The organism is Methylophilus sp. 13 (assembly GCF_015354335.1).
Lineage (GTDB): Bacteria > Pseudomonadota > Gammaproteobacteria > Burkholderiales > Methylophilaceae > Methylophilus > Methylophilus glucosoxydans.
Window position 1 is genome coordinate 574,661 of the sequence record NZ_JADKYR010000003.1, and the last position, 16,382, is coordinate 591,042.

The 16,382-nt window shown below is 53.9% G+C and carries 11 protein-coding genes; 4 read left to right on the forward strand and 7 right to left on the reverse strand.

Features of this window, described 5'->3' with window-relative positions; all coding sequences use genetic code 11:
- The first annotated feature begins 32 nt into the window (after positions 1-32).
- Both tmpT and INP77_RS10525 read left to right on the forward strand, forming a co-directional pair.
- A complete protein-coding gene (tmpT, locus tag INP77_RS10520; RefSeq protein WP_194748964.1) occupies positions 33-689 on the forward strand; it encodes a thiopurine S-methyltransferase in 657 nt (218 codons plus the stop codon).
- 49 nt (positions 690-738) lie between these two features.
- On the forward strand, positions 739-1,374 hold the full coding sequence (locus INP77_RS10525) for a hypothetical protein (RefSeq protein WP_194748965.1): 636 nt from the start codon (positions 739-741) through the stop codon (positions 1,372-1,374).
- Between the two features lie 14 nt (positions 1,375-1,388).
- Here INP77_RS10525 and INP77_RS10530 read toward each other — a convergent pair whose 3' ends face one another.
- The 6 genes from INP77_RS10530 to INP77_RS10555 form a co-directional block, all read right to left on the reverse strand.
- On the reverse strand, positions 1,389-2,048 hold the full coding sequence (locus INP77_RS10530; RefSeq protein ID WP_194748966.1) for an HAD family phosphatase: 660 nt from the start codon (positions 2,046-2,048) through the stop codon (positions 1,389-1,391).
- 66 nt (positions 2,049-2,114) lie between these two features.
- Entirely contained in the window at positions 2,115-3,005 is an 891-nt protein-coding gene (locus tag INP77_RS10535; protein WP_194748967.1) for a transglutaminase family protein, read from the reverse strand.
- A gap of 8 nt (positions 3,006-3,013) precedes the next feature.
- Entirely contained in the window at positions 3,014-5,554 is a 2,541-nt protein-coding gene (locus INP77_RS10540; protein WP_194748968.1) for a circularly permuted type 2 ATP-grasp protein, read from the reverse strand.
- Between the two features lie 75 nt (positions 5,555-5,629).
- Entirely contained in the window at positions 5,630-8,920 is a 3,291-nt protein-coding gene (locus tag INP77_RS10545; protein WP_194748969.1) for a transglutaminase family protein, read from the reverse strand.
- A gap of 107 nt (positions 8,921-9,027) precedes the next feature.
- Entirely contained in the window at positions 9,028-9,873 is an 846-nt protein-coding gene (locus tag INP77_RS10550; protein WP_194748970.1) for an SPFH domain-containing protein, read from the reverse strand.
- Positions 9,874-9,900: 27 nt separating this feature from the next.
- Positions 9,901-10,347 carry an NfeD family protein gene (locus INP77_RS10555; protein ID WP_194748971.1) on the reverse strand — a complete coding sequence of 149 codons (447 nt, stop codon included), beginning with the start codon at positions 10,345-10,347 and terminating at the stop codon, positions 9,901-9,903.
- 83 nt (positions 10,348-10,430) lie between these two features.
- On the opposite strand from INP77_RS10555, the gene INP77_RS10560 reads away from it, so the two are divergent.
- Positions 10,431-11,711 (forward strand): FAD-binding domain-containing protein, encoded by a 1,281-nt coding sequence (locus INP77_RS10560; protein ID WP_194748972.1) that lies wholly within the window; start codon positions 10,431-10,433, stop codon positions 11,709-11,711.
- A 45-nt stretch (positions 11,712-11,756) separates the two neighbouring features.
- On the opposite strand, the gene INP77_RS10565 is transcribed toward INP77_RS10560, so the two are convergent.
- A complete protein-coding gene (locus INP77_RS10565) occupies positions 11,757-13,268 on the reverse strand; it encodes an esterase-like activity of phytase family protein (protein ID WP_194748973.1) in 1,512 nt (503 codons plus the stop codon).
- Between the two features lie 126 nt (positions 13,269-13,394).
- On the opposite strand from INP77_RS10565, the gene INP77_RS10570 reads away from it, so the two are divergent.
- Positions 13,395-16,355 (forward strand): valine--tRNA ligase, encoded by a 2,961-nt coding sequence (locus INP77_RS10570; protein ID WP_194748974.1) that lies wholly within the window; start codon positions 13,395-13,397, stop codon positions 16,353-16,355.
- Positions 16,356-16,382 lie beyond the last annotated feature (27 nt).

Genomic DNA, 16,382 nt, shown 5'->3' on the forward strand with positions numbered 1-16,382 from the left:
TCAGGCTTTGACGCCTAGACCAAGGATTTTGTATGGATCACGCATTCTGGCACAGTCGCTGGCAAAACCAGCAAATTGGCTTTCATCTCGACCAAGCCAACCCGCTTCTGGTCAGCCACTTTCATCATTTGGCATTAACGGCCGGGCAGTGTATTTTTGTGCCCTTGTGCGGAAAATCGCTGGATATCCCCTGGCTGTTAGACCAAGGGCTACAAGTGGTGGGCATAGAACTGAGCCCACTCGCGGTGAAAGCGTTGTTCCAAGAGCTGGCGCTGACGCCAGAAGTAGAAGAGATGGGGGCGATCACCTGTTACCGTGCCGGGCCACTGACTGTGTTTAATGGCGACTTTTTTGCCCTCAGCCAGACACAACTGAAGCAGGCGCAAGTAGGTCAGATAGATGCGGCCTATGACCGCGCCGCACTGGTGGCCCTGCCCGCTGACATGCGCCCACGCTACAGCCAGCATTTGACCGCCTTGACCGCACACGCCAAACAATTGCTGGTGAGTTTTGACTATGACCAATCACTACAAGCCGGACCACCGTTTAGTGTCGATGCCCAAGCAGTGCAACAACTGTACGGCAAGGACTTTAGATTAAGCCTCTTGGCCGATGTACCGCTGGCGGGTGGCCTTAAGGGCAAATGCCCGGCACAAGAACAAGTCTGGTTGTTGCAGGCCTTATCGTAAAATGCTGCTACTGATTGAATAATTAAATATCAAGACATACTAAAGTAATATGAGTCTTTGGCGAACCTCCAGATTGTATGTACTACCATTTTTATGTTTTTTTTCTTTCATCCTACATGCAGAAGAGGATAGTAACTGGTGTAATACTGCCAATACAGATTATGTTCTTGAATGGGATGTAACAAACTCAAAAGATTTACTCGAAAGAACTTTGCTGGTAAAAAATAAATCATCCGGCAATACTTTTGCCACTTTAAATGGTGAAGCTAGTCCCACTCCGGAAATTAGCCAGAGTTTTTATCTTGATGATTATAACTTTGATGGATGCCAAGATATTTCATGGGTAAGCGGAATGAATGCAAGAGGCGATGTCACTTATACGGTTTTTTTATACAGTCAACCCACCCGCAAATTTATTTATTCTGACGACCTGTCAGCTATATCCAATCTGAAAATTAGCCAACAGCCTAATTGCTTGTCTGAATCTGAGGCGAATACCTATGAAGACTTTTATGGTGGTACTAGCTCAACTTATTGTTGGATCAAAGGTAAACTTGTGGAGACAGAACGCTCTGAATTATCACTAGACTCTGAACACAAATGCGCAAAATTTCAACAATTTAGGCTTAATAATGATGGTTTTTTAAGTCTCACCGGGGAGTCTTGTGAGCGTTTTGTGCCCTAGCTGATTCGAAAGCTTCACGTCAAACAGTTTATGAACGTCTCGTGACTCTGATGCCAGTGCTGCAAGCTTTCCACCACATGAAACGCCTGTGCCCGCACCAGGTCGCCCGGTTGTTTTAAATCAGGCACCACAATCACGCGCAAGCCTGCGGCAATAGCGGCTTGTGCGCCGAGTTCACTGTCTTCAAACGCAATGCATTCGTCTGCCTGCAAGCCCAGTTTTTCCAGGGCCAGCAGGTAGATGTCTGGGTTGGGCTTGCCGCGCTGCACCTCCTGGCCACTAGTGATGTGGTCAAAGTAATCCAGCACACCCGTATGGCTCAGACGGTGGGTAATATGCGGGATGGGGGAAGAAGAAGCGACACTGCAAGTGACGCCTGCGTCACGGTAAAACTGTAATAGCTCAAGCACACCCGTTTTGAGCGGGAACACATGGTTGCGTGCATCAAGATAGGTGTTCAGGCCAGCAATCACCTGCTGCATATGATGTTCGCCGTTGAGTTGCTCTGCCATGATCCGGCTGGAGTCTGACCAGATCCGCCCCACCAGTTGCACATATTGCTGCTCGGTATAAGTGATGCCTATGCTGGCGGCGGCTTCAATACAACCTTGCATGATGATACGTTCAGAATCGATCAGCAGACCGTCCATGTCAAAAATTGCGGCTTTAATCACTGGCAAACCCGTTTGGCGAACAAAGCGATATTTTATCGCGTCTTTGCAGGTGAGATCACAGGAATATCACGCTTGCCCGGCGTAGGCCAACGGCGTGACGGTGACACTGACCTTAAGCTGCTGCTGACCGCCACCCAGCACCACACCACGCATAGGTGAGACATCACCAAAATCGCGGCCCCAGGCCACGGTAATGTGCTCTTGCTGGACCAGACAATTATTGGTCGGATCAAAGTCTACCCAGCCATAGACCGGGCAATAGACAGACACCCAGGCGTGCGATGCATCGGCGCCGACCAGGCGCGGCTGGCCTGCGGGTGGATGGGTAAGGATATAACCGCTGACATAACGGCAGGCCAAACCGATAGAGCGTAGCGCGCCTATCATCAGATGGGCAAAGTCCTGGCACACCCCGCGGCGGCCTTTGAGCACCGTATCCAGCGGGGTAGAGACATCGGTGGCTTGTGGGTCAAATTCAAACTCGGTATAAATTTTTTGCGTCAGCGCCATGGCGGCTTCCAGCACCGGTCGCTGCGGGGTAAAGCAGCTCAGGGCGAAACTGGCCAGCGCTTCGCTACAGGTCACGCGCCTGGTGGCATACACATAGGGCGCAGCATCCAGGTGGTGTGTGTCCTGATCTTTTAACAAAGTCTGCACCTGCTCCCAGGGTGGGCTTTGCACAAGCTCAGCCATCTTTGGCCGTGGCTGGATATCGACCTGGAATCTGGAGGTGACTTCGAGTGACTGGTGGGGTGTCAGTAGCGTGAAGTAGTCATTGTGGTTGCCGAAGAAATCCAGCCGCCGCGACTGTTCCGCCGGCTGCGGCTCACAGGCCAGCGTATAAGAAACGCATTGCTGAAATGCGGTTTGACGGGGCATTAAATGCAGTAATTGCTGCGATTGAATCACGGGCACATCGTAGCGATAAATGGTTTGGTGTTCGACCTGATAGCGCATGCGGGTCCTTAATGACCAGAGATGACGACCGGACTGGCATAGCTGAAAAAACGCAGGCTGAGGCGGTCAGACAGCGTTAAAGTCACCTCGTAGGTGTGATTGAGCCAGGCTGACAACTCTGGACTGCCTTGCATAAAGCAGGTGTCCGGGTCCAGTTGTAGCAACGCTTGCCAGCAGGCTTTCAGCTCGGCGGCAATGCCGCCTGCATTGTCATGGGCATCCATCTCTTCGAGATATTTCACCAAGCCCTTGATTTGAAAAACGATGGCATTGGGATTATTGCCATCCATCAACAGTAAATCCAGCACAGGCAACCATTCGGGTTGCGAGGCGTAGCGGGCACGGTAAGTGACCAGGTTATTGGTCACTTGTAGCAACCACTCAAGATTACTATGTTGTGGCATTTGCAAGGCACGGCTTAATAACACACACATAAACTGCAAGCGCTCAATACGGCGTCCCAGCGACATAAACCGCCAGCCCAGATCACGCGTCATCCAGTCCATGGCAAAGCCGGTCAAGGTGACAAAATGATTCACGGCCTGCTCGATATACGACATCGCATCCTGCAAGGTGGCATGCGCGTGCCGGGTAATAAACTGCCGTGACAATACGTTCACGGTCCGCCAGTGGTCATTGGAGATGCGCTCACGCAGGTTGAACGCCTGTTGATACAACTGCTGCACGCTGGTGGCCAGACTGCCGGACTGCTGCGAGAACACGGCTTGTACCAGCAACGGCTCAATATCATCATCACTGTACGGTTGCCATTTCGCCCATTCTTCATCATCTTTAGGCGAGGGCAACAGGTCAAACCACTGACACAAGCCCTGCATGGTCGGCCACTCGCCTTCGCGCGATTCTGGCGTGTATTCGAGCAAGGCGCGCAAGGTGGCGCGTAACATCATGGCTTTTTGCAGGTTGCGCACTGAATAGCGGCCATACCAGAACATGTTTTCTGCCATGCGGCTGGAGAGCGAGGTGTTTTCACGCACCAGGTCCTGACTGGAGGTGGTTTTGCGCAACAAGCTGAACGCCGACTGCGTAAACTCCGAAAGCACCCAGGTGTCTTTGCTGGTGCCGCCACGCTGCATGCTCACCACGCGGCTATCTTTACCGCTGGCGACGCGGGAAAGGCCGCCAGGCATCACCGCATAGCCATTGGGGGTAGCAAAGGCATAGACACGCAAACTCACTGCCAAGCTGCCCATTTGTGGTTGGTGATGATGATTGCTCAGCACAGGCGCATGTGAAATATCCACTTGTTCCTGGGCAATATAATGGCCGGGCTGCGCACGCAGCTTGGCAATCAGCGCCTCTTTTTGCGTGGCATTGAGATCCTCGCCAAAAATGGGCGAAGATTGCATTTGCGGGTAAGCCGGTTTGATCACCAGATCATCCAGATGCTGGATCACATAGTCAAGCGCCGCAGATTCACCACACCACCAGGTCGCCACCGAAGGCATGTGCAACGACTCCCCGAGCAGCGACTGGCACAAGTTGGGCAAAAAGCCCAGCAAAGCCCCAGATTGCAACAAGTTGGCGCCCAGCGCATTGGCAATCAGCACATTGCCCAGTCGGGCGGCCTGGGTCAACCCGGCCACGCCTAACAGCGACTCGGCGTTGAGTTCCAACGGGTCACAATAATCATCGTCAATGCGGCGCAAAATGGCGTGCACAGGCTTGAGCCCGGCGATGGTTTTGAGCCAGACCACGCCGTTGCGCACCGTCAGGTCGTTGCCTTGCACCAGAGGATAGCCCAGATAACCAGCTAAAAATGACTGCTCGTGGTAGGTTTCGTTATACGGTCCTGGCGTCAAAATCACCACCAGTGGCGGCTCCCCCTGACTCAGTGGCGCGATGCCAGGGACAGTCTGTGCCTGATTTTGTGCAACGCGGTGCCCCCAATGTGCCAGACTGTCACGCATGCTGGCAAAAAAGCCGCTCAAGCGCTCAATATTGAGGTCGCGGAACATTTCGGGGAACACACTGGAAATAATGGTACGGTTTTCCAGCGCATAACCAGCCCCGGTGGGCGACTGGGTCCGGTCAGACACCACCCACCACTGCCCGTTGGGCGAGCGCGCAATATCCACGGCATAGTTATGCAGGGCAATATTGTCGTAATGCGGGATGCCGACACAAGAAGGCAAAAAGCCGTTATGACCGTAAATCAGCGCCGGCGGCAGTTGGCCGCTGGCAAACAGGCGTTGTTCACCATATACGTCCAGTAACACCTGATTGAGTAAGGTGGCCCGCTGCGCCACGGCAGCAGCGATATGCTGCCACTCATGCGAGGGAATAATCAGCGGCAAGACATCCAGATCCCACGGCCGCTGCACGCCATGCGTGTCTGCATAGACGTTATACGTCACGCCATTATCACGAATCTGACGCTGCACGGCCTCCATGCGCTTGCGCATGACGGCCGGCTCTTCACTCTCCAGCTGAGAAACCAGGGCCTGCCAGTGCGGACGTGGCTGGCCCCTGCCATCCAACAGTTCGTTATAGCGGTCAGAAAAATAAAGTTGATTAAGCACTGGTTGCATGCGTGGTTAAGCGAGGATCATGGTGCGACTCAAACGCGCGGCCTCTTAAACAAGACCTTGAGTGTAACAGGATGTTCACACATTAGGCTGCCATCGCAGATCAAGCGTAAATGGAAAACGTGGATTCGGTGGTTCTTTTACCACAGTCACCTTGCCCGCCGTATGGCCATGCGCCCAGAAGCGTGCAAACCGCCGTGCCTCAGCTTCATTGGCATTCACCGGGAACGTATTGTAATTGCGCCCCCCTGGGTGCGAGACATGGTAGGTGCATCCTCCCAGGGATTTTTCACTCCAGGTATCGACCAGATCAAACACCAGCGGCGCTTGCACCGGAATGGTCGGATGCAGCGCTGACCACGGACTCCAGGCACGGAAGCGGATGCCAGCCACATATTCCCCGGCATGGCCGGTTGGTTGCAGCGGCAAGGGTCGGCCATTACAGGTCACCACATGGCGACCATCGGTCAGGCCCCGCACACGCAACTGCATGCGCTCGACGGAAGAGTCCACGTAACGCGCGGTGCCCCCGCCCGCCATTTCTTCGCCCAGTACATTCCAAGGCTCTATGGCCTGGCGCAACTCCAGCTCCACGCCATGATAAGCCGCGGTGCCATAGCGCGGAAAACGGAACTCGACAAAGGGCTCAAACCAGCGCTGTTCAAAGGCATAACCTGCATCGCGCAAATCGGCCACGACATCGGCGATGTCTTGCGCCACGAAGTGCGGCAACATCCAGCGGTCATGCAACTCGGTGCCCCAGTGCACCAGTTTGCCGGTATATGGCGTTTTCCAGAAGCGGGCCACCAGCGCACGCAGTAAAAGGCTTTGCAGCAAACTCATGCGCGCATGCGGCGGCATTTCAAAAGCACGGAATTCCACCAGCCCGAGGCGACCAGTGGGGCCATCCGGCGAATAGAGTTTGTCGATGGAAAACTCCGAGCGGTGCGTGTTACCGGTTAAATCCACCAGCAAATTGCGCAGTAGCCGGTCAACCAGCCACGGCTGCTCGCTTTCTTTGCCTGCGGGTAAGGCTTGTTCCATCTGCTGAAAAGCAATCGCCAACTCATACAAATTGTCATCCCTGGCCTCATCCACGCGCGGCGCCTGACTGGTCGGCCCAATAAAAGTCCCTGAAAACAGATAAGACAAGGCGGGGTGATTTTGCCAGTAGGTAATCAGGCTACGTAATACATCCGGGCGCCGCAACATGGGGCTATCCGCCGGCGTTTCCCCACCCAGCGTGACATGGTTACCGCCGCCAGTGCCGGTGTGGCGGCCATCCAGCATGAATTTCTCGGTGCCGAGCCGGCATAGACGCGCCTCGTCGTACAAGACGTTGATGTTTGTCACCAGCTCTTTCCAGGTTTTCGCCGGGTGGATATTCACTTCGATCACGCCGGGGTCCGGCGTCACACTGAGCAACTTGAGCCTGCTGTCGCGTGGTGGGGGATAGCCTTCCAGCCACAGTTTGAGTTTCAAATCGGCCGCAGTTTGCTCAATGGCACTTAGTAAATCCAGATAGTCTTCCAGTCGACTCACTGGCGGCATAAACACATACAGCCGGCCATTGCGCACCTGTACGCATAACGCGGTATGGACCACTTCCCGGGCCAGCGGCTGCACTGTTTTGTGCTTGATCCGCACCGTGGGTGATTTGGCGGTCGCCAACGCTGCCTGTGGCTCAAACGGGTCCAGGGGAAATTCTGGCTCCATCTCTGCAGGCAACTGCCATGGCAGCGAGGACAAGGGCAAGCGCAAGCCCATGGGCGAGTCACCACCCAGCAGATACAAATGTTCGCGGCGCAACGGCCACTTGCTGGTCAGCCATGCCCCGGCAGACTGGCTCTCGTCCGGCTTGAGCGGCATAACATAACCAACCACTTGCCCCAAGCCCTGGTTGAGCAAATCTGCCAGCCGTTTGCGCTCTGTCGCATCCTGCAAATCCAGCTTGAGCGGATCGAGATTCACCGGTAACTGCTGCTCTTGTTGCGCGAGACTCATCACATCTTCATATGCGGCAATCACACAAGCTTTGGGAAAGCCCAACATGTCGGCCAGATGCCGGGAAAAAGCTTCTGCCTGCGCTACGCCATAGCCGTCATTATGACCTTCGGCTGAAAACAGGCTGGCATCGCGCCACACCGGCTTGCCATCCGGGCGCCAGTAAATATTGATGGCCCAGCGCGGCAAAGGCTCACCGGGATACCATTTGCCCTGGCCATAATGCAAAAAGCCATCCGGGGCAAAGTGCGCTTTCAGGCGCAAAGCCAGGTCACCGGCCAGTTGCCGCTTGTGATCTCCCAGTGCCAGGGTGTTCCATTGTGCGCCATCCATATCATCAATCGACACAAAAGTCGGTTCGCCGCCTTGCGTCAGCCGCACATCGTGTTTTTTGAGCTCAACATCCACCTTGTCACCCAGCTTGAGGATGGCCTGCCAGTCCGCTTCGCTGTAAGGCTTGGTCACGCGCGGGTCTTCGTGAATGCGCGTTACTGTCATCTCATGCGTGAACGTGACCTCGGCGATATCGGTAAAGCCAGTCACTGGCGCTGCCGAGGAAGGAATCGCCGTACACGCCAACGGAATATGCCCCTCTCCGGCCATCAGTCCAGAGGTAGGATCTAACCCAACCCATCCTGCGCCGGGAATAAACACCTCGGTCCAGGCATGCAAATCGGTAAAATCCTTGTCGGTGCCACTGGGGCCATCCAGCGCCGCAACGTCGGCCTTGAGCTGAATCAGGTAGCCGGAAACAAAGCGCGCGGCCAAGCCCAGGTGGCGCATGATTTGCACCAGCAACCAGGCGGAGTCCCGGCAAGACCCTGTGCGCTTCTGCAGAGACTCTTCCGGGGTTTGTATGCCCGGCTCCATGCGCACGGTATAGCCGATTTCAGCCTGCAAACGCTGATTGACGGCCACCAGAAAGTCGACAATGCCGACTTCGGGTTTGATCACGGCTTGCCGCATTTCCGTCATCCACGCCTGCAACAAGGGCCCGACCGGATCGGGCTGCAAATAGGCGGTCAGCTCGAACGCCTGCTGCGCGGTATAGTTAAAGGGGTAATGCTCGGCATATTTCTCGACAAAAAAATCAAACGGATTGATGACGGTCATATCTGCCACCAAATCGACCGTAAAGTCGAGCTCACGCACCATTTCGGGGAATACGTAACGGGCAATGTAGTTGCCGTAGGGGTCTTGCTGCCAGTTGATAAAATGCTGCTCAGGATTAACCGTCAGCGAATACGACAAAATCGGCGTGCGCGCGTGGGCAGCGGGCTTGAGGCGGACTTCGTGTGGCGAAAGATTGACCAGGCGGTCAAATTGATAGCGGGTGCGGTGATGTAAAGCGACGCGTATAGCCACTGCTGATCCTCAATAATATTATGATTTTAAGCAGTGTGATGCAGGAAATATGCCAGCCACGCCAAAACCCAGCGCGTGGCGGCAATTAAACGCTAACCCTGATCGACTTACTTGCTGCCGCCTACCAGATTTTTGACCGCGCTCACCACATCGCCTGGCAACACCACAATTTTGCTATTGTTGGAGTCGGCCATTTTTTGCATTGATTGAATATAACGGTCCCCCAGCAAAAAGGTGGCGGAGGTATTGTTTTCCTTGACCGCCTCGGCAATCATTTTAATCGCCGCTGCTGAGGCTTGAGCCCCCACCATTTGCGCCTCTGCGTCTTTACGCGCGGCTTCCAGGCGGGCTTCGGCATTCAAGATCAAAGACTGCTTGGCGCCTTCGGCTTCGGTCACCACCGCCACACGCTCCCGCTCGGCCGCTGCCTGACGCTCCATCGCATCCTGCATATTGGCAGAGGGTTTGATGTCTTGAATCTCCACACTTTTCACGGTGAGACCCCAGTCCAGCGCCTCATCGGCAATCGCCTCTTTAAGCTCGGCCTTGATCCGGTCACGCGAGGTCAGCGCATGATTCAGATCCATGCCGCCGATGATAGAACGCAAACTGGTTTGCACCATGTTGCGCATGGCTTCGCGAAAGTTTTCGATGCCGTAGACCGCACGCTCGATATTAGTCACCTTGATAAACGCCACCGCATTGGCCAGAATCACCGCGTTATCACGGGTGATCACCTCCTGCTCTGGGACATCGAGAATGATGTCTTTGGTGGTCACCTTGTAACTGACATTACTGAATACCGGGTTGATCACATTGAGGCCTGGCTTGAGAATGCCGGCAAATTTACCGAGCCGCTCGACCACCCATTCTTCGCCCTGCGGCACAATACGTACCCCTTTCACGATGGCGATCACTACCAGTACGATGACAATGACACTGACTTCGGTCATAACGACTCCCCTCAATAATTAAAACGATTAACCGTGGTGGGCAGGCGCCACACGCAGGCTGTTGCCTTCCACGGCGACAATGATTGCCGCTTGTTGCACAGCCATGGCCGTATCGGCATATGCCACCCATTCGCGGCTACCCAATACCCCTTGTGCAAACCGGATCTTGCCCGGTTGCATGGGAGAAATAGCCTCAATCACCACGCCTTCACGACCGATCTCCTCGCCCTGCGCCTGTCCAACCCGCAAGTCAGGCTTGCGTTTCTCCAGCTTGCGCATGATGGTCAAGGCCAGTGCCGCCAGCACGGCATAATTCAGGGCTTGTAAGGCCAATGACATCTCAGGCCAAAACAGAGTGAGCGCTGCCATTGCCAGTGCGGCAATGCCTAGCCATAACAAGTACAAGGTGCCGAGCAACATTTCCGAGCATAACAGCACCAGGCCCAATCCGCACCACCACCATCCTGTCTGCATAACCCGCTCCCCCCAAACCACGATGAATAAACGACCACGAATCTTTGAGCGCATGGTATCACTACTTGTGTCAAAATGGGGGAATGACTCAACCGCCTGTCCGCCTTACGCTTGCGACTGACCGCCGGGAACGGCTGGCACAAATCCGCACCTGCTTTCCGCAGGCCAGCGGACCAGATTTGGACGACCGCTGGCATGGCGGCCGCGTCACGGCATTGCAGCGAGTGGCGACCATTGATGCCGATGCGTATCACCAGACCCGGAATCATCTGGATGGCGCAGCCACCCGGCTTTCGCCTTACTTGCGCCACGGCTGTCTGTCCTTGCAAGAGACGGTGAACAGCGTCCGCCAAAGCGCTGGCAAGCGCGGTGTCAAACTGATTGCCGAGCTCAGCTATCGCGACTACTTCAGGCAGGTCTGGTACCGTTTTGGTGAGGCAATCAAACAACCCATGGAGTCACCTAAAGTGGCCCTGGGTACACAACCCTTGCCTGACTTTATTGCGCAGGGATTCACCGGGCTGGTATGCATGGATGAAATTGTGCGTCAGCTGCGGCAAGAGGGTTACGTACACAACCATGCCCGCATGTGGTTTGCAGCCTATGTATTGCACTGGTTAAAAGTAGACTGGCGCCAGGCGGCAGACTGGTTTGAACAAAACCTGCTGGATGGTGACCTAGCTTCCAATCACCTATCATGGCAATGGATAGGCGCCAGCTTTAGCCATAAACCTTATTTCTTCAACAAAGAGAATATCGTCAAATTCGGCGGCGGACACTGGTGCCAGCAATGTCCTGTGCGTTGCCCGTTCGATGCCAGCTACGAAACATTGCATCAACAATTGTTTGGCGCCCCTCCGCCGCAAACAGGTGATGAGGCTGCTGCCAGCCACAGCGCGTATTTGCCTGTGGAAATAACAGCGCAGCATTTGCCCCTTCGTGACGACAGTGCTGTGGTTTGGCTTCATGACGAAATGTTATCGCCAGAGCATGCTCTACTAAAGAGTAAGGCCCCTCGCGTCTTTGTATTTGACCCTGCACTTTATGGGCAATGGCCCCTGAAACGCCTGCAATTCATGGCCGATTGCCTGAGCGAAATCCCAGAGACAGACATATGGCTTGGCAGCACAGCACAAGTACTGGCAAGCTATTCGCAGAGGCATATCATCAGCCAGAACACTCCGAACGCGCTGCTCAAAGCAGCGGCTGACGATGCACGACTTACTTGGCTACAAGAACCCAGCCTCTATGACACCCACTTCAGCGACCATGAGCTGATGCGGTTTAGCCGCTACTGGAAAAAAGTTGAGCCGCTGGTGTTTACCAACGACGATGAACGATTTTCAAACGATCCAGCCACATAAAAAAAGCCGCCTTGCAAAGGCGGCTTTTTACTCACAGCAGCTCGATTAGCGCTGACGACGACGTTGCAACCAACCCATCAGGAACAGGCCAGAAATCAGCATCGAAACATTGGCTGGCTCAGGCACGGCACTGACGGACAATGCTTGGTTCACAAATTGACTGCCATTCAAGTCTGCATCGGTAAACTTGAACACAAAGAATTTGTTGGCCCCTGCAATGCCTGGCACAAAGTCATTATCATTGGCCACGTACAGGGTGTGATACAACACGCCACCTTCCATGATGTCCTCGCCAAATGTCATGCCTTCGAGCTTGGCAGGAATATTGGTATTGGTAATCCCGGCATTGATGAGCGCCGCTTTCAGGTCAAGGAACAAGCTTTTTTGCGCCGCATAACCCAGCAGGTTACTTTGGCCGCTGATCCCTGCGCCACTATTCAGAGAGCCAATATCCACCGCCTGGTCGCCCGCAACGCCATCGCCATTCACATCATTGAGGTCGATTTTGTAGATGCGTTTCACGTCGGCCTTGGACCCATCGCCCAACCCTTTACCATCACGCTCAAGCACAAGCAGGGTATGGTCGTTGACCGCCAGAATCTCGCTGCTGTTGTAGGTCTTGTTTTTATCTGAGAGGAAGTTGTCATAGACATACTGCTTGGTAGCACCCGTTTTCGTATCAATCGTCACGATACGGTTGGTACGGCTACCATCGCCACCATCCTGAATCAGCGGGCTTTGCTCAAAACCAACCAGTGTTTTGCCATCAGGCGTAATGGCCAGGCCTTCCATGCCTTTGTTGGCCACACGGCCGCTAGTATTGCCACTGATTTCATTCGCACCCTGGCTGCTCAAATTTTGCGCAGTAAATGCTGAAGGCAAGTTGTAGACATTGGTTCTGGCGCCGGTCGCACGGTCAAACTGATAGACATAAGGACCATATTCATCGCTGATATAAACGCTTTTGCCATCATTAGAAACGCGGATGGCCTCTGGGTCGAAACGGCCATTATTCGAGTTGCTGGAGTTGGTGCCTGCCAAAAAGTTATCTGAACGGCCATTGAAATAATATTTACCTGCATTTACAGTCGCGCCACTGCCCAATGTGTAGTTTTGGCCGCCCACGCTACCTGTACCAGCGGCGCCCGTGCCGTAGTTAAGCGGCGTATTGCTGTATAACAGCGTGGTGCCAGTCAAAGTCGGGGTCAGGCTATAACTGTAACTCGAACCATTGTAGGTTTGTTGCAAACTGAGGTTGAGCGTTTGAAAGCGCGAAATGTAAGAAGTGGTATTGTCTACCAGCGGGTTATACTCGCTAGCATTCGGGCCACGGTCTGGCAACGCCAGGAAAGTACTACCACCCGCCCAAGCCAGGCCAGAGCCTATGCCGCCCAATACATTCTGATGATCCACACCGTTTTCCAGCATGCCAGTGAAACTGGACAAGTCCGTGGTCCCGGACAAACTGCCAATAGCGATCAATGAAGGGGTTGCATTTGCCAAGGCAGGCAATGCCAGTGAAATCGCCACAGTCATGGCGGCTAATTTAAAAGTCATGTCAAAACTCCATAATTAAAAAATTTTGACTAAATTAATCGCTGGCAGTGAATTTAATATGACAGGACTAGTGCTACGGGGACAGGTGCTCCAGAACAAGGGGGCGGCTGTGGTAAAATCCCGCGCATGACTACACAAACCAATACATCCAGCTCTACCCGCGAACTCGCTAAATCCTTTGATCCGAAAACCATTGAAAGCCAGTGGTATGCTTTTTGGGAAGGCAAAGGCTATTACGCCGCCGGCATGAACCCGGAGGTCAAAGATAATTTCTGCATTTTGCTGCCGCCACCCAACGTGACCGGCACGCTGCACATGGGCCACGGTTTTAACCAGACCATCATGGATGCGCTGACCCGCTATCACCGTATGCGCGGGGATAACACCTTGTGGCAACCAGGCACCGACCACGCAGGCATTGCCACACAGATTGTGGTCGAGCGCCAGCTCGATGCGCAAGGCGTGAGCCGCCACGACCTCGGCCGCGAAAAATTCCTCGAAAAAGTCTGGGAATGGAAAGAATACTCAGGCGGCACCATCACCAAACAAATGCGCCGCCTCGGCACTTCGCCTGACTGGAGCCGTGAACGTTTTACCATGGACGCCGGGCTCAACAAGGTGGTCACCGAGAGCTTTGTCCGTTTGTATAACGAAGGCCTGATTTACCGTGGCAAACGGCTGGTGAACTGGGACGTGAAATTGGGCACTGCCGTTTCTGACCTGGAAGTGGTTCAGGAAGAAGAAGACGGCTCGATGTGGCATATCAACTATCCACTGGCGGATGGTTCAGGTCACCTGACTGTCGCAACGACCCGACCAGAAACGATGCTGGGTGATGTGGCGGTGATGGTGCACCCTGAGGATGAGCGTTATGCACATTTGATCGGTAAAAACGTGACTCTTCCGTTGTGCAACCGCGAAATTCCGATTATCGCGGATGATTACGTGGATAAGGAGTTTGGTACTGGCGTGGTCAAGGTCACGCCTGCACATGACTTTAATGACTATGCCGTTGGTCAGCGTCATGGATTAAAACCAATACAGGTAATTGACTTAACTGGACACATAATTACTGCAGACATTCATACTGGTCACGAGTCCAAATTTGATTATGTCGCTCCTCAAAGCGATGGTGGAAAAATGCTTCCTCCTCAAGACTTTATAGCAACTGCTGCTGATCTAGGTATTCCAAAGAATTACTGGGGTCTTGAGCGTTTTGCTGCCCGCAAACAAGTGGTTACCGACCTTGAGGCTGGCGGCTTTCTGGTGAAAGTTGAAAAACACAAATTGAAAGTGCCGCGGGGCGATCGTACCAATGTGGTGATTGAACCCATGCTCACCGACCAGTGGTTTGTGGCGATGAGCAAGCCTGGAGAAGATGGCAAAAGCATCACTGAAAAGGCGCTCGAAGTGGTAGCGGATGGCCAGATCAAGTTCTATCCGGAAAACTGGGTCAACACCTATAACCAGTGGCTGAACAATATTCAAGACTGGTGTATCTCACGTCAGTTATGGTGGGGGCATCAGATTCCGGCCTGGTATGGCGCAAATGGCGAAGTGTTTGTCGCGCATGATGAAGCTGAAGCCAAACAAATGGCAGCACAAGCGGGTTATACCGGCAACCTGAAACGTGATGAGGATGTATTAGATACCTGGTACTCCTCTGCCCTGTGGCCATTTTCCACCTTAGACTGGACCGGCGACGAAACACTGGACGCGCAGAATCAGGCCTTGCAGCAATACCTGCCCTCCTCAGTACTGGTCACTGGTTTTGACATTATCTTTTTCTGGGTGGCGCGTATGGTCATGATGACCAAACACCTGACCGGCAAAATTCCATTCAAGCATGTGTATGTGCACGGCCTGATCCGCGATGCCGAAGGCCAGAAAATGTCCAAGTCCAAGGGCAATGTGCTGGACCCAATTGATTTGATCGATGGCATAGACCTGGAATCGCTGCTGAAAAAACGCACCACCGGCCTGATGAACCCGAAAGATGCGGAAAAAATCGAGAAACGCACGCGCAAAGAATTCCCAGAAGGCATTGCAGCGTATGGTACGGATGCTTTAAGGTTTACTTTTGCCAGCCTGGCTTCACCCGGCCGTGACATCAAGTTTGACCTGCAACGTTGTGAAGGTTACCGTAACTTCTGCAACAAGCTGTGGAACGCCACCCGCTTTGTGCTGATGAATACAGAAGGCAAAGATAATGGCTTTGGCGCCGAGAGTTGTGACGCCGGTGGCCGCAAATTTAGCCAGGCCGACCGCTGGATTGTGAGCTTGCTGCAACGCACCGAAGCCGAAGTGGAACGCGCTTTTAACGACTACCGCTTTGACCTCGCTGCCAAGGCGATCTACGAGTTTGTCTGGGATCAGTATTGCGACTGGTATCTGGAAATTGCCAAAGTGCAGTTACAAGGCGGCACTGAAGCCGAACAGCGCGCAACCCGTCGTACCCTGTTAAGAGTGCTGGAAACCATCTTGCGGCTGGCACATCCGATTATTCCGTTTATCACCGAAGAGATCTGGCAGACGGTGGCACCGATGACCGAACTCAAGGACAAGTCGCGTGGCACTGAGAGCATTATGTTGCAGGTCTACCCGAAAGCAGATCTGGAAAAAATCGACGAACAGGCTGAAGCCTGGGTGGCGACACTGAAAACCGCTGTCGAAGCCTGCCGCAGCCTGCGTGGCGAAATGAGCATTTCACCTGCGGCCAAAGTGCCACTCATTGTCGCGGGCGATGCCGAGGCACTGACCGCCTATGCGCCTTACCTCAAGTCGCTGGCCAAGCTGGAAAGTGTAGATATCGTTGCCGATCTGCCAGAAGCCGATGCACCTGTGATGCTGGCGGGTGACTTCAAACTGATGCTCAAGGTGGAAATTGATGTTGCCGCCGAGAAAGAGCGTTTAGGCAAAGAGATCGCCAGACTGCAAGGCGAAATCACCAAAGCCAATGGCAAACTGGGCAACGAAAGCTTTGTCGCCCGCGCCCCGGCAGCCGTGGTCGAGCAGGAAAAAGCCCGTCTGGCCGAGTTTAGTGCCAATCTGGAAAAACTGCAGGCGCAGCTGGCCAAACTCAGTTAATTGGCTCGTCGACATACCGCCTGAGTG

Bases quoted from the DNA above. Each gene is read 5' to 3' on its own strand.
- tmpT (WP_194748964.1), top strand. From the start codon at position 33: ATGGATCACGCATTCTGGCACAGTCGCTGGCAAAACCAGCAAATTGGC.
- INP77_RS10525 (WP_194748965.1), top strand. From the start codon at position 739: ATGAGTCTTTGGCGAACCTCCAGATTGTATGTACTACCATTTTTATGT.
- INP77_RS10535 (WP_194748967.1), bottom strand. From the start codon at position 3,005: ATGCGCTATCAGGTCGAACACCAAACCATTTATCGCTACGATGTGCCC.
- INP77_RS10540 (WP_194748968.1), bottom strand. From the start codon at position 5,554: ATGCAACCAGTGCTTAATCAACTTTATTTTTCTGACCGCTATAACGAA.
- INP77_RS10550 (WP_194748970.1), bottom strand. From the start codon at position 9,873: ATGACCGAAGTCAGTGTCATTGTCATCGTACTGGTAGTGATCGCCATC.
- INP77_RS10555 (WP_194748971.1), bottom strand. From the start codon at position 10,347: ATGCAGACAGGATGGTGGTGGTGCGGATTGGGCCTGGTGCTGTTATGC.
- INP77_RS10560 (WP_194748972.1), top strand. From the start codon at position 10,431: ATGACTCAACCGCCTGTCCGCCTTACGCTTGCGACTGACCGCCGGGAA.
- INP77_RS10565 (WP_194748973.1), bottom strand. From the start codon at position 13,268: ATGACTTTTAAATTAGCCGCCATGACTGTGGCGATTTCACTGGCATTG.
- INP77_RS10570 (WP_194748974.1), top strand. From the start codon at position 13,395: ATGACTACACAAACCAATACATCCAGCTCTACCCGCGAACTCGCTAAA.